Genomic DNA, 14,305 nt, shown 5'->3' on the forward strand with positions numbered 1-14,305 from the left:
CTCGAGGACATGGAAAAGCCCGATGTGATCTTCTGCATCGGGACCAACATGACCGAGTGCCATCCCGTCGCGGCCACCCGCATCAAGCGCGCGGTGGCGCGGGGCGCCAAGCTCATCGTCGCGGATCCGAGGCGGATCGCGCTGGCCGAGATGGCCGACATCTACCTGCCGCTGAGGGTGGGATCCGACGTCGCGCTCCTGCTCGGCATGGCCCACACGATCGCCCGCGAGGGGCTGATGGACGAGGGCTTCGTGGCCGACCGCACGACGGAGGGCCGGGACTTCGTGGAGCACGTCCTGGAGTACCCGCCGGAATGGGCCGAGTCCATCACGGGGGTGGACGCGAAGTTGATCGCGGAGGCGGCGCGCTGGTACGCGAAGGCCGAACGCGGAGCGATCTACTACACGCTCGGCATCACGGAGCACATCTGCGGCGTGGACAACGTGCAGAGCCTCTGCAATCTCGCCCTCATGACCGGAAACGTCGGCCGCGAGGGAACCGGGATCAATCCGATGCGCGGCCAGAACAACATCCAGGGCGCGGGAGACAGCGGGGCGCTGCCGAACAACTATCCCGGCTTCCAGGACGTACTCGACCCGGCGTACCAGGCGAAGTTCGCCGAGGCGTACGGCCGGGAAGTGGACCTGGAATTGGGGCCCACGAAGGTCACGGCGCTCGACATGTGCGGCGACCGGATCCGCGCGATGATCATCAACGGCGAGAACACCGTTGTCACGGACCCCGACCGGGAGCATTGCGAGCACGCGCTCGGAAGCCTCGACCATCTCGTCGTGATCGACATCTTCCTCACCGAGACTGCGCAGTTGGCCGACGTCGTCCTCCCGGCCACTGCCTGGGCGGAGACGGACGGCGTCTGCTCGAATACGGAGCGGCGCGTGCAGCGTCTGCGGAAGGCGGTGGATCCGCCGGGCGAGGCGAAGCCCGACTGGTGGTGCGTGTCCCGCATCGCGCAGCGCATGGGGCTGGAGGGTTTCGAGTTCGAGTCGGCGAAGGAGGTGTTCAACGAACTCTGCTCGCTCTCACCGATCTACGCCGGCCTGGATTGGGACCTCATCGAACACGGCGAGTACCACTGGCCGGTGCCGGAGCGGGGTCATCCCGGCACGCCCATCCTTCACGAGGGCGAGTTCGAGAACGGACGCGGGATCTTCCAGATGATCCGATACCGGGACCCGGCCGAGACGATCTCGGAGGAGTACCCGATCTGGCTCACGACCGGGCGCCGGCTGCCGGCCTATCACACGAGAACCCAGACGGGGCGTGCGGCGGGGATCGAGTACCTGTTGTCCGAGGAGCGTCTCGAGATGCACCCGACCGACGTGTCGAAATGGGGTCTCGAGGACGGGGGCTGGGCGATGATGTCGAGCCCGCGCGGCCAGGTACGGATCAAGGTGGAGGCCAACGACCGGTCCCCGCCCGGAACCGTCTTCGCCTCGTTCAGCTTCAACGACGTGCCGGTGAACTTCCTCACCGGCGGCGGCTACGACCCGATCACGCACACGGCGGAACTGAAGGTCTGTCCCGTGAGAGTCGAACCCGCCTAGCAGGCCCCGTCCGGCGAGCCGGCCTCGCCGCTCCACTCCTGGTCTCCGTACGCGACGATCCGTCCCTCGATCGCCGAGGCCACGCACGTCAGCGGACTCGCCAGGTACACCTGCCCCGGACCGCTGCGGCCGGGGAAGTTCCGATTGATCGAACTGATCGTGACCTGCTCCGCCGTTGTCGACACCCCGGGGCCGGCGTTGATACAGGCTCCGCAGCCGGGAGCGAGGACGTCGAATCCCGCATCCCTGAGGGCCTGGTCGTGGCCCTGTTCCCGGCTCCACGCCTCCACATCGATGGAACCGTACTGGGCATAGGCGCGGACGGTCGCGGGCACGCGCTTCCCCGCCGCCACCGCTTCCCGCGCCACCCCGGCATACATCTCGAAGTCCGCCCGCTTCGCCCCCGTGCAGGCCCCGACGAACACCGTATCGAGGCTCACGTCTCCCTCGAGGGCCGAGATCGGCAGCCCGTTCCCGGGATCGCCGGGGGTCGCGACCATCGGTTCGACGCCGCCCGCGTCCATCTCGATCGTCGCCGCGTAGTTCGCCCCCGCGTCGCTGTGCAGTCCGTCGCACAGCGCCCGAACCTCCGCCGCCGGCACGCCACGCCGCCCGGCGATCCAGCCCACCGCCTTCTCGTCCGGGGCGATGACGCCGGTGAAGCCCCCGACCTCGGCCGCCATGTTCGTCAGCGTCGCGCGTTCATCGATCGACAGGGCCTCGACGGCCTCCCCCGTGAACTCGATGATGCGGCCGATCGCCTCGCCGCTCTTGACGGTCGGGTGACGCAGCAGCTCGAGGATGAGGTCCTTCGCCACGACGCCGGGCGGCGGCTGCCCCGTGATGTTCACCCGGATCGACTCGGGCACTTCCAGCCGGACGTCTCGTGTCGCCCAGGCGTTGACGATCGCGGACGTGCCCACGCCGAAAGCGACGCACCCCAGCGCGCCCGAGTGCGGGGTGTGCGAGTCGCTGCCGATGATGATCTGTCCCGGGAGCGCGTAGCGGTCCTGCACCATGATATGGCAGATCCCCTCACTCCCGGTGCGGTCGGGGAGTTCACCGTGCAGCCTCACGCCCTTCGCGGCGGCGAACTCCCGCTGGCGGTCGTGCAGCGCGTGGGCCGCGTCGAGCAGGCCGGCCGCCTTCCTTTCCTCCGTAATGACTTCGTCGAGGAACGCGAGGTGGTCCCGGAAAAAAACGATGGATTCGGTGTGGTTCAGCCCCGCATCGCCCGCGAAGTCCTCCCAGAACGTCGACGCCATGGGGGTCACGTACTCGTGGGAGAAGCGAAGGTCGGCCCGGAGGAAGCCGGTGTCGCCCGGTTTCACGGCGGGAACGCCCAGCGCACCGGAGGCCGCGTCGGTGACCCAGTGCCGGGCGATGATCTTCTCCGCAATCGTCTGGGGGCGGTCCGCCGGGGTCGCGACGGCGGGGAGCGTGACGAGTCCCTTCAGCCTCGCCACGGCGTAGTCGAGCAGTCCCCCGTACTCGATGATGTCGCGCTGAATCCGCCCCGCGTCGCCGATGAACGCGTCGAGCGGGATCTCCTCGCCGTTTCGGATCTTCTCGATCAGGGAGAAATCCGTCGATGCGAGGAGGCCGATGTTCGCGCAATTCTCCCCGTAGATGCGTTCGATGTTCTCCCCGATGACGACGCGGAGCCCCGCGGCGCGCTCGGCGTACGGCGAAGCCTCCCGGCTCGACCCTTTTCCGCGCCTCTTCCCCGACACCGAGCACACGAAGCCGCCCTTCCGGATGTCGTTGCGGCCGATCGGGCGCTCGTCGCCGCAAAGGAGGCCCACGTACGGGTATTCCCCCAGCTTCTCGTCGAAGTGGTAGCAGACCCAGCCCGGCGTGATTTCATCGGTCGAAATATCGTCCCGCAGGGGGATCGAGGGGTCCCATTCGAGGTCCTCCCCCGCGAGTTGGCGGCGGATGAGGTCCGGGTCTTCGGTAAGGAAGAGGATCCGCCCCTGGAGGCGCACGGTCGGTGGACGCTTGGCCACCTCGGTTTCGAGCAGATGTTCCAGCATGTCGTACTCCGTCCCGGCCAGAAGATCGGGATGAAGGTGGTCACCGCCGCGAGTATCCGCGCGACGCCCGGATCATGATATTGGTCCTGTATCCGAGAACGCGTCAGGTGCGAGGGCGAATACGATGTCGAACGTCACCGGGGGATGTTCAGGTGCTGGGGGTCCCGGCGCCAGCGGGGAGGTGAAGTGATGCCGCGGGTCCTCGTCGCGGGCGGGACAGGCTTCCTCGGACGTGCCTTTGTCCGGGGGCTGCACCGTCGCGGGGCGCAGGTTGCCGTGCTGACCCGAAACCCCGCCCGCGCGGCGAGGCTCGGGCTCCCGGCGGAATGCGTCGAGGGAGACGTGCGTCGGCCCGGCGGGCTCGCGTCGGCGATGCACGCCGTGGACGCAGCCATCCTTTCCGTTCAGTTCCCGGGCTATCCGGTGGAGGCGCCCGCGCTCGGCCGGACGTTCATGGAGGTCGACGCCCGCGGCACCGCCGCCCTGGCGGAGGCTGCGGTGGAGGCGGGCGTGCGCAAACTCGTCTACCTCTCCGGGGTCGGGGCCGATCCCGGCTCCGCACGCGCCTGGTATCGCGCAAAGGGGCTGGCGGAGGCCTCCGTGCGCGACTCGGGCCTCGACCACGTCATCATCCGACCGTCGTGGGTCTACGGCCCCGAAGACCGGAGCCTGAATCGCTTCGTCGCCCTCATTCGCGGAATTCCGTTCGTTTTTCCGCAGCTGGGGGACGGAGCGGGGCGGATCACCCCGATCCATGTGGATGACCTGGCGGACCTCGTTTGCGGGGCGACGCTGGGTTCGGCGGGAGACGGACTCACGCTGGAGGCCGGCGGCCCGGATGTCGTGTCGCTGGACGATGTCGTCCGGACCGCCATGGCGGTACTCGGGCGGCGCCGGATGATTCTCCACATCCCGGTGGGTCTCGTGAAGCTGGCGGCCGCGTGCGCGGCTCTTCTCCCCGGTCAGATCCTTTCGCCCGATGCCGTGGACTTCGTAACCCAGGATGGGGTCGCGGATTCGGACCTGGCCCGACGGCGTTGTCCGGCGTTTCGTCCGCGGGCCCTCGCGACGGGATTGGCGGAGTACGTCTCGCGCGCCTGAGCCGCGGATCTTCGCGTGTTCGGGCGCCTCGGCGGCCACCCCGGAACGAGGCTTCGGCACGCACCGGAGTACGCACCGGAGTACGCGCCGCAGTTCTTGCATGTTCTTCGACATCGGGCTTAGCTTGGATTGATTTTTCCAGCGACATCGGAGGCCGGGTGCCGCTGGTTGCAGTTGGATGTTCGTGCTTGGTTTGCGTGGCGAATCAGACAGCCCGCGCGTTCCTCGGCGGCCTCACAACTCGCAGGAGGTCGATATGAAGGATGTGTTCAGAAAGCTGGTGTTGGCGGTTGGCGCGATGGCTGCGTTCGCTTTTCTGCCGATCCGGGCCGAGGCCCAGAGCCCCTACTCTCCGATGTTCTGGTCCTTCGAGGCCGGAGTCGGGATGGCCGTCCCGATGGGCGAAATCGCCGATGCCGCCGAGTCGGGTCCCTCGTTCTCGGGAGCGGCATCCTATTTCCTGCGTCCGCGTATGGCGCTGCGGGTCGAGGGCGCTCTGGACATGCTCGGTACGAAGGGGGCGATCGACCCGAACTTTCAGATCCTGCACGTGACGGGCGGGATCGAGTATCACCTCGCCGATCCGATGGGAAGCACCACCTTGGCGGTCGATTTCGGCCTGGGCGTTTCGACGCTCGATTCGGACGCCTTCCTGCTGCGGAACCATCCGAGTCCGGGACTCCATACGGTGGCCCTGGTGAATGGATCGTATTTTTCCGGCAACGCGGGAATCAAGGCGGGGCTCAACTTCGCTCGCCATGCCGATACGGGAGTCCCGATGGTCACGCTCTTCGCGCAGGCCGACGTCCGCTACGTCATGACGGACGAGGAAGAGACGCACGTGTACGGCGAACTCAACGGCGTGCACGGGTTCAGTTCCATAATGGAGATCCCGTTCTCGGTTGGCCTCCGGGTCAACTTCCCCTGATTCGAGAAAAGAAGGAGTAGGCCAGGATGCGCCAGAACAGGGTGTGGGTGCCGATGGTTGTGGTGGCTCTAGCGTTCCTGTCCACGGGCTGCATGCAGCTCGTGCGTCAGTGGGAACTCGATCGCGTGATGGAGCCCGTCAACGGGCAACTGAGCGATCATGAGGCCCGCATCACCGCGAATGCGGCTGCGGTGGAGGCGCTTCAGGGCGACATAGAGGAGCTGCGGAGCCAGCTTGATCGTCTGCAGCAGGAGTTCGGAGGACACGTAAGCGACGACGACATGCACGGGGCCGGACTTGCGGTGGCCCTGCCGGTGCACTTCGACTTCAACAGTTCCGACGTGCGTGCGGTCGACCGCCCGATTCTGGACGCGTTCGCCGCGGCGATTCAGGGGTCCTACCCGCAAGCTCGAGTCACCGTGGAAGGCTCTGCCGACTCCGCCGGATCCGAGGCGTACAACATGAGGTTGTCTCAGGCGCGGGCCGAGAGCGTGAGGGACTATCTCGTGCAGACCGCGGGGATGAACGCCGACAACATCAGCATTGCGGCGATGGGTGAGTCGCGCCTCGTGAACCAGGACACCGGGATCGAAGATCGCCAGAACGGGATCGAGAACCGACGCGCCACGTTCGTCGTCGAGTGGGCCGGGTCGGGCTCGAATTAGCTCGGCGATGTCGTGAGTTGCACTTGATGGCCAGGTTGGAGTCAGGCTCCCGGGTTTCGGCCCGGGAGCTTTTTTTGCCGCAGCGCCCGATTCGGCGGGCGGCGTCGACCTGATGCCGGGGGGCTCCGCGTCCGAAGGGTATCGTGCCGCCGTCCAGCGCGTCGGGCTGTTCTCGAACGTTCGGCGCGGCGTCGTCGCTGTATCGGGTTCCGGGGCGCTACAGGTTGTGGGCGGTCTCGCCTCGAACGATGTGAAGGACGTCCCGTCGGGGCGGGGCGTCTATTCCTTCCTCCTGGACCGCCGCGGTCGTGTCGTCGTCGACCTGCGGGTTCTGCCCGTGGCGGGTTTCGAGCGCGACGCCGGAGACGCGGGAGCGGAAACGCTCTGGCTCGATACGCCGGGCGATGCCCTGCCGCATCTGATGAATCACCTCCGGAAGTACGTGCCGCCCATGCTTGCAGGGCACCGCGTGACGGATGTTGCCGTGCATGCGCTCATCGGACCGCGAGCGGCCGAGGCGCTTGGACGCTGGGCGGCGGCCGCAGGGGCGTCGTTTGCCCGGCAGCCCGACGAATTGGCCCCTCTCGAAGCGACGACCGTACGTCTCGGGGGCGCTGCAGCCCTCGCGGTTCGCCGGGAGGAGATCGAGGGAGCCGGGTTCGACCTGTATGTCGACCACTGCGGCGAAGCAGGTGACGCCGAACCGCTCTCGAGACAGCTGGAGGACGCCGTCACGCGGGCGAGGGGAGCCGCCGCCGTCCGGGGAGACTGGGAGATCCTCCGGTTGGAGCAGGGATTGCCGGTGTTCGGGTCCGAGCTGGGCGCCGAGCGCCTGGCTCAGGAGGCGGGCCAGGATGACCGGGCGATCAGCTTTGCCAAGGGGTGCTTCACCGGCCAGGAGGTCGTCGCCCGCATCCACTACCGCGGCCGCGTGAACCGTCACCTGCGAGGACTCCGCTGGGCCCCGGACGCCCTCTACCAGGCACGCGACCTCGTGGGAGCCACCCTTCGGACACCGACCGGCACCGATCGCGCCAGGCCCGTCGGTCTCGTCACATCCGCGGTTCGTTCTCCACGTTTCGGACCCATCGGCCTGGGCTACGTCCGGCGGGAGATCGCCCCCGGCGCCGTGCTGGAGTCGATGGACCACCCCGGCGTCGCGCTTCACGTGACGGATGTGCCCTTTACGCACAAGTAAAGCGCACAACCGGAGACGTTGCCGGTGCGGACGGCGCGTGGTTATTCTTCGCGCCGTGGCTACGTATCTTGAGGCGATCCGACAGGCGATCCGCGAGGAAATGCGGGCGGACGCCGATGTCTTTGTCATGGGCGAGGACATCGGCGCCTACGGCGGCGCCTTCAAGATTACCGAGGGGCTGCTCGAGGAATTCGGAGAAGATCGCGTCATCGACACTCCGATCAGCGAGGCGGGGATCGTGGGCGCGGCGATCGGGGCGGCGCAGATGGGCCTGAAGCCGGTGTGCGAGATGCAGTTCATCGACTTCATCGCGCCGGCGTTCAACGTGATCGTCAACTTCGCCGCCAAGGTCCGCTACCGGACGGGGGTGGGGGCCGGGCTGGTGATTCGGGGACCCTGCGGCGCGGGCGTGCGGGCGGGGCCCTTTCACTCGCAGAACGTCGAGTCGTACTTCGCCAACGTGCCGGGCCTCAAGCTGGTGGCCCCGGCCACCGTGAGAGATGCGAAAGGCCTGCTCAAGGCTGCGATTCGGGATCCGGACCCGGTGCTCTTCTTCGAGCACAAGTACCTGTACCGAAGGCTCCGTGACGAACTCGAGGAGGGCGAGGAGTTCCTGACTCCGCTGGGGAAGGCGCGAACGCACCGGGGAGGAACAGACCTGACGCTGGTCACGTATGGCGCCATGGTCCACACGGCGCAGGCGGCGGCGGAGCAGCTGGCGGAGGAGGATGGGGCGGAGATCGAGATCATCGACCTGAGGACGCTGCAACCGCTCGACAGCGCGGCGATCCTCGAGAGCGTGAAGAAGACGGGGAGACTGCTCCTCCTGCACGAAGCGCCGCGGTTCGGCGGCTTCGCCGGCGAGGTCGCCGCGTTGGTCTGCGAGCAGGCGTTCGAGTGGCTCGATACGCCGATCCGGCGGGTCGCGGCGCTCGACACGCCGGTGCCCTACGCGGCCGAGCTGGAGGACGCTCATCTACCCCAGGTGGCGGATGTCGTCTCGATGGCCCGCCTGCAACTGAGTTACTGAACCACGCGGCTTTACGCCGGGGAAGAACACCATGTCCAAAGTGGATGTCATCATGCCGCAGATGGGGGAGTCCATCGCGGAGGGAACGTTGACGCGCTGGCTCAAGAATGTCGGGGATGCTGTCGAGCGCGACGAAGACCTGTTCGAGATATCCACGGACAAGGTCGACGCGGACATTCCGTCCCCTGCGGCGGGGGTGCTGGCTGAAGTCCTCGTTCAGAGCGGGGAGACGGTCGAGATCGACACGGTGGTCGCCCGCATCGAGACGGACGCCACGGCCGCGACCGCCGCAGCACCGTCGGCGCCCGCGGCGGAGCTGTCGCTGGACCCTCCGGCGGAGGCGCCCCCCGCAGACCCCGTGACGTCAACCGCGGCGGCGGCAATCCCCGCGGCTCCACCGGCGGACGCCACGCCGGCATCCCCGGGACCGGGGGCGGCGGGGCTGCCCGCGAGTCGGCATGAGCGGCTACGGACGCGATCGACGCCGCTGGTACGGAAGATCGCCGCGGAGCACGGCGTCGACATCCGCCAGGTGCCCGGGACGGGGGCCTCCGGTCGCGTGACCCGGGACGACATTCTGGCGTTCATCTCAGCCGGAGGGCCGGAGGCGGCGCCCGCTCCCGCTGCGGCGCCCGCTCCCGCTGCGGCGCCCGCCCCCACGGCGGCGCCCGCTGCCGTCCCGGCGCCGATTCCCGCCTCCGGCGTGAAGGCGCCGGAGCCGACGCCGCCCGACACGCCGGCGCCCGCGGCACCCGGCACGCCGGCGCCCGCGGCACCCGGCACGCTTCGGATCCCGATCCACGGGGCCACGTTGGATGTCCGGCTCGGTTCCGTGCCGATTCGCGAGCGAGACCGGGTCGAGGAGATGAGCAGAGTTCGCCTGCGGACGATGGAACACATGCTCATGTCCAAGCGCGTTTCCGCGCACGTGACGTCGGTCACCGAGGTGGATTTCGAACGGATCGTTCAACTTCGGCGCGCACTCAAGCCGCGTTTCGCCGATCAGGGCGTGAAGCTCACGTACGGCCCCTTCATCTACCGGGCCGTGATCGAGGCTCTGGGCGAGTACCCGATCCTCAACTCGTCCGTGGACGGATCGCGAATCGTGTATCACGGCAACATCAATCTCGGGATCGCGGTGGCAATCAACGACGGCCGCGAACTCATCGTGCCCGTGCTCAGGGACGCGGACCAGCTCAGCCTGCTGGGACTCGCGCAGCGCTCCAACGAACTCGCCGAGAAGGCCCGCAACAAGGCGCTGGACTTCGACGATATCCAGGGCGGGACGTTCACGATTACGAATGTGGGGGTCTTCGGAAACCTGTTCGGGACCCCGATCATCAACCAGCCGCAGGTCGCCATCCTCGGAACGGGCGTGATCGAGAAGCGTCCGGTCGTCGTTCAGGACGGACTCGGCAATGACGTGATCGCGATCCGCAACCGGGCCTACTTCGGTCTTTCCTACGATCATCGCGTGGTCGACGGCGCCATGGCGGCGTTCTTCCTCAATCGGGTCCAGGAATACCTCGAAGGGTTCCCGGACGACTCCGCTTGACAGTCATCCTGACGGCCCGGTAGGGTGGCCGCGTCCTCCAAGGTCCCGCCCCACCCCACGAAGAGTCGACGAAAGACCATGGAAAGCTCGGTCGCGGTTCGAGATCGCGGTTTCGGCAAGACGCTCCGCAGCGATCGCTGGTGGCTGCCACCGCTGAGCGTGGCGGTGGGGCTCGGCCTCTTCGGGGGCTACGCCACCTGGGCGGTCCTGCAGGGCGGCAACTACTTCGCCGACCCGTACCTGTCTCCCCTGTACTCGCCGTGCATCGCCGCCAGCTGCCCCGAACAGATCCGCCTGTTCGGAATCGAGTGGTGGCCGTTCTCTCCGGCGATATTGATGATGGGCGTGATTCTCGGGTTCCGGGGGACGTGCTACTACTACCGGAAGGCGTACTACCGCGCCTATTTCCTCGACCCGCCCGCCTGTGCGGTGGGCGAGTTTCGCGGCGACAGGTATGTGGGCGAGACGCGGCTGCCGTGGGTTCTCCAGAACCTTCACCGCTATTTTCTGTACGCCTCGATCATCATCTGGCTCTTCCTGACGTACGACACGATTCACGGCTTCTTCTTCGAGGACGGCTTCGGCGTCGGGGTCGGATCCATCGTCCTTCTGATCAACCTCGTGCTGCTCTCCGGGTACTGGTTCGGCTGTCACTCGCTCCGCCATCTCATCGGCGGCGACGTCGATTGCTACTCGTGCACGCTCGGCGGCAAGGCGCGCCACAAGGCGTGGAAGGGCGTGAGCTGGTTCAACAGGCGACACATGAGCTGGGCCTGGTTCAGCCTCGTGTTCGTGTGCGCAACGGATCTGTACATCCGGCTGGTGGCGATGCGGGTGTTCGAAGATCCCCGACTCTTCTGAACCCACAGGGCACAGCGGACTTTTGCATGGAGATTCCAGAACGGCACGAGCATGACGTCCTCGTGATCGGAGCCGGAGGCGCCGGGCTCCGCGCGGCGATCGCGGCCATCGAGGCGGGCGCATCCGTGGGACTCGTCGGCAAGTCGCTGCTCGGCAAAGCGCACACGGTCATGGCCGAAGGCGGGATGGCTGCCGCGCTGGGCAACAACCGCCCGGAAGACAACTGGCAGGTCCATTTCCGCGACACCATGCGGGGCGGGAAGGGGCTGTGCGATTGGCGCATGGCTCGGGCACACGCCAGGGAGTCGCCGGATCGCGTGAGAGAACTCGAGGCCTGGGGCGCCCTCTTCGATCGGGCGGAGGACGGTCGCATGAACCAGCGTCCGTTCGGGGGACACACCTACGGTAGGCTGGCGCACGTCGGCGACCGGACCGGTCTGGAGATGATCCGGACCCTTCAGGACCATGCCGTGCACGAAGGGGCCGACGTCTTCATGGAGTGCACCGTGTTCCGGCTGCTCGTCGTGGATGGCCGCGCGGCGGGCGCCCTTGCGTACTGGCGTCCGACCGGCGAGTTCGTGCTCTTCCGCGCGCGTACGGTCGTCCTCGCCACGGGGGGGCTGGGGAAGGCCTGGAAGGTGACCTCCAATTCGTGGGAGTGCACGGGCGACGGGGTGGCGCTCGCCTACGACGCGGGGGCCGAACTCATGGGCATGGAGTTCGTGCAGTTCCACCCCACGGGCATGGTGTGGCCGCCCAGCGTGCGCGGCACGCTCGTCACGGAAGGAGTCCGGGGCGAGGGAGGCGTTCTCACGAACCGGGACGGCGAGCGCTTCATGTTCCGGTACGTCCCCGAGATGTTCGAGGGGGACTACGCCGAGAGCGAGGAGGAGGCCGACCGGTGGGTGGAAGGCGATCGCGTGGCAAACCGCCGGCCGCCCGAACTGCTCACCCGGGATGTCGTGGCGAAGGCGATCGTCGCGGAAGTCGAGGCCGGACGCGGGAGTCCGCACGGCGGCGTCTTCCTCAACATCTCGGAGAAGCGGAGTCCCGAATACATCAAGGCCAAGCTCCCGAGCATGTATCACCAGTTCAAGGAGCTTGCGGGCGTCGACATCACGACCGATGCGATGGAGGTCGGGCCGACGACGCACTACGCGATGGGCGGAGTGAAGGTACACCCCGAGACGGCGGCGACACGCGTTCCCGGACTGTACGCGGCCGGTGAAGTGGCCGCGGGCCTTCACGGCGGCAATCGACTCGGCGGGAATTCCCTCTCGGACCTCATCGTGTTCGGTCAGCGCGCCGGCGCCGCTGCCGCGGAAGAGGCGAGAGGCGTATCCCTCGCCGAAATCCCGGCAGCCGAACTGTCCGCGGCCGTCGCGGGCGCGACGGCTCCCTTCGCGCGCGAGGGTGGGCGCAATCCCTTCGGCGTGCAGGAGGAATTGCAGCAGATCATGCAGGACAAGGTCGGCATCGCCCGCACGGAGGAGGCGCTGCGCGATGCCCTCGAGGATGTCCACCGGCTTCGCGGAGCGCTCGACAGCTGCTCGGTCGACGGGGGGAGAGCCTTCAACCCGGGTTGGCACACCTGGCTCGATCTCCGCGTCATGCTCACCGTGGCCGAGGCGGTCGTCCTCTCGGCGCTCGAGCGCCGGGAAAGCCGCGGCGCGCATACCAGGATCGATTATCCGGACTCCGACGCCTCGCTCGGGCGGGTCAATCTTGTCATCCGTTCGTCCGAGGGGCGGATGGTGACGGATGCCGAACCGGTATCGGAGCCGCCGGCCGAACTGAGGCAGCTCATCGAGGAAGGGGTGTAGCGAGGTGGCGGAACGAACTTTCCAGGTCTACCGCGGGTCCGGCGACGACGGACGGCTCGAATCCTACACGGTGGAGATCGACCAGGGCATGGTCGTGTTGGACGCGATCCACCGTATCCAGGCGGAACACGCGCCGGATCTCGCGGTGCGCTGGAACTGCAAGGCCGGCAAGTGCGGATCCTGCAGCTGCGAGGTCAACGGGCGGCCCCGCTTGACGTGCATGACCCGACTTTCCGACTACGGCGAGGGCGAACCGATCACGGTTACGCCGATGAAGGCCTTTCCCGTCATCAAGGACCTCGTCACCGACGTCTCCCAGGCGTACCGGAACAACGCCTCCATCCCGCGTTTCAAGCCGCGCCCCCGCGATGCGGACGACGGCTGGCGCATGCAGCAGTACGAGATCGACCGGGCGCAGGAAATGAGGAAGTGCATCGAGTGTTTCCTCTGCCAGGACGTCTGCCACGTCCTCCGATCACACGGGAAGCACGAGGAATTCATCGGCCCTACCTACCTCGTGAGAACGGCCGGATACAGCCTCAATCCGATCGATGTGGAGGACCGGAGCGAGTTCCTCCGGGACGCGGGAGGAATCGGCTACTGCAACATCACGAAGTGCTGCACGGAAGTGTGCCCCGAGCACATCACGATCACGGACAACGCGATCATCCCCCTCAAGGAGCGGGTGGTCGACCGCTTCTACGACCCGCTGAAGGCGCTCGTTAGACTCGTGCGGCGACGCTAGCAGTCCGTGGAAAAACCCGGCGCCGCCGCCGGGACCGGGCTCAGCCGAAGTCTTCGACGTTCAATACGTGCATGTCGGCAATCCGCCGAAGTCCCGAGCCCGATGTAAGATACACCTCGGCGCCCGAAACGAGGGCCGTTGCAATCTGCAGGGCCCGTTCCGGCCGACCTCCAAGCTGCGCTCGCACTTCGGCGGCCTGGATGGCGATCTCGGGGCCGGCCGACACGATCTCCAGCCGTGGGTAGAGGCGCATGTTCCGCGCCACATCGCGCGCCGACGCCGGCTTTCCCTGCCGATACACCTCGGCGAGGATCTGGTACAGGGTCAGACTCGACGTTTGGGCCCTGATGCCGCCGCTCGCAATGCCCGAGAAGACGACATCCGTTTGTCTCGTCGGGCCCCTGTCGATCAGGTGAAGGGCGAACACGCGAGCGTCGACGTGAACGAGTTCGGCCGCGGTCAGGCGTTCCTCGAGACCCGCGGGGTTCGCCGCCTGCGCCAATCAGGCTTCCTCGAGTTCGGGCCAGAGACCGCCGGCGTCGACCACGTCCCGAAGCAGGCCCCTTAGCCGATCTTCGTCGTCCGGCGGCAGCTTTTCCATCCTCACGGTCTCGCCGTCGACGGACACCGCGAGCCGGTCCCCGGGTGCGAGGCCGAGCGCCTCCCGCGCGGCTTTTGGAACCACGATCTGGTTCTTGCTGCTCATCTTTACCGAAACGACCATACGTCGAATCCTAACCCTTTACCGTGTCGCTTGGCAACGGGACCGCAAAACGGGATGGAGGGACGGGTCAGGT

General features: G+C 67.3%; 13 protein-coding genes. 10 read left to right on the plus strand and 3 right to left on the minus strand.

Going from position 1 to position 14,305, the window contains the following annotated elements:
- A partial coding sequence (locus tag RN729_RS13915) for a molybdopterin-dependent oxidoreductase (protein WP_310785705.1) occupies positions 1 to 1,566 on the plus strand: 1,566 nt, incomplete at its 5' end.
- On the opposite strand, the gene RN729_RS13920 is transcribed toward RN729_RS13915, so the two are convergent.
- On the minus strand, positions 1,563 to 3,602 hold the full coding sequence (locus RN729_RS13920; RefSeq protein WP_310785707.1) for an aconitase family protein: 2,040 nt from the start codon (positions 3,600 to 3,602) through the stop codon (positions 1,563 to 1,565). The genes RN729_RS13915 and RN729_RS13920 overlap by 4 nt on opposite strands.
- Before the next feature lie 189 nt (positions 3,603 to 3,791).
- On the opposite strand from RN729_RS13920, the gene RN729_RS13925 reads away from it, so the two are divergent.
- From RN729_RS13925 to RN729_RS13965, 9 genes are all read left to right on the plus strand, one after another.
- Positions 3,792 to 4,703, plus strand: a complete 912-nt coding sequence (locus RN729_RS13925; protein WP_310785708.1) for an NAD(P)H-binding protein — start codon at positions 3,792 to 3,794, stop codon at positions 4,701 to 4,703.
- A gap of 256 nt (positions 4,704 to 4,959) precedes the next feature.
- Positions 4,960 to 5,631, plus strand: coding sequence for a hypothetical protein (locus tag RN729_RS13930; protein WP_310785710.1), 672 nt, complete (start codon positions 4,960 to 4,962; stop codon positions 5,629 to 5,631).
- 26 nt (positions 5,632 to 5,657) lie between these two features.
- Positions 5,658 to 6,296 carry an OmpA family protein gene (locus RN729_RS13935; RefSeq protein WP_310785712.1) on the plus strand — a complete coding sequence of 213 codons (639 nt, stop codon included), beginning with the start codon at positions 5,658 to 5,660 and terminating at the stop codon, positions 6,294 to 6,296.
- A gap of 112 nt (positions 6,297 to 6,408) precedes the next feature.
- Complete coding sequence (locus RN729_RS13940) at positions 6,409 to 7,494, plus strand: hypothetical protein (RefSeq protein WP_310785714.1); 1,086 nt, start codon at positions 6,409 to 6,411, stop codon at positions 7,492 to 7,494.
- 37 nt (positions 7,495 to 7,531) lie between these two features.
- Positions 7,532 to 8,524, plus strand: coding sequence for an alpha-ketoacid dehydrogenase subunit beta (locus RN729_RS13945; protein ID WP_310785716.1), 993 nt, complete (start codon positions 7,532 to 7,534; stop codon positions 8,522 to 8,524).
- Positions 8,525 to 8,555: 31 nt separating this feature from the next.
- The gene (locus tag RN729_RS13950; RefSeq protein ID WP_310785717.1) at positions 8,556 to 10,079 is read left to right on the plus strand and encodes a dihydrolipoamide acetyltransferase family protein; all 1,524 of its coding nucleotides are present in this window, start codon (positions 8,556 to 8,558) and stop codon (positions 10,077 to 10,079) included.
- 78 nt (positions 10,080 to 10,157) lie between these two features.
- Positions 10,158 to 10,940, plus strand: coding sequence for a hypothetical protein (locus RN729_RS13955; RefSeq protein ID WP_310785718.1), 783 nt, complete (start codon positions 10,158 to 10,160; stop codon positions 10,938 to 10,940).
- 26 nt (positions 10,941 to 10,966) lie between these two features.
- A complete protein-coding gene (locus RN729_RS13960) occupies positions 10,967 to 12,763 on the plus strand; it encodes a fumarate reductase/succinate dehydrogenase flavoprotein subunit (protein WP_310785720.1) in 1,797 nt (598 codons plus the stop codon).
- A 4-nt stretch (positions 12,764 to 12,767) separates the two neighbouring features.
- Positions 12,768 to 13,508: a succinate dehydrogenase/fumarate reductase iron-sulfur subunit gene (locus RN729_RS13965; protein ID WP_310785721.1), complete on the plus strand. Its 741-nt coding sequence runs from the start codon at positions 12,768 to 12,770 to the stop codon at positions 13,506 to 13,508.
- A gap of 40 nt (positions 13,509 to 13,548) precedes the next feature.
- Here RN729_RS13965 and RN729_RS13970 read toward each other — a convergent pair whose 3' ends face one another.
- Both RN729_RS13970 and RN729_RS13975 read right to left on the minus strand, forming a co-directional pair.
- A complete protein-coding gene (locus RN729_RS13970; RefSeq protein WP_310785722.1) occupies positions 13,549 to 14,010 on the minus strand; it encodes a PIN domain-containing protein in 462 nt (153 codons plus the stop codon).
- Entirely contained in the window at positions 14,011 to 14,214 is a 204-nt protein-coding gene (locus tag RN729_RS13975) for an AbrB/MazE/SpoVT family DNA-binding domain-containing protein (protein WP_310785723.1), read from the minus strand. It lies immediately after the preceding gene.
- Between the last annotated feature and the right edge of the window lie 91 nt (positions 14,215 to 14,305).

Source organism: Candidatus Palauibacter polyketidifaciens (assembly GCF_947581785.1).
Taxonomy (GTDB): Bacteria; Gemmatimonadota; Gemmatimonadetes; order Palauibacterales; family Palauibacteraceae; genus Palauibacter; species Palauibacter polyketidifaciens.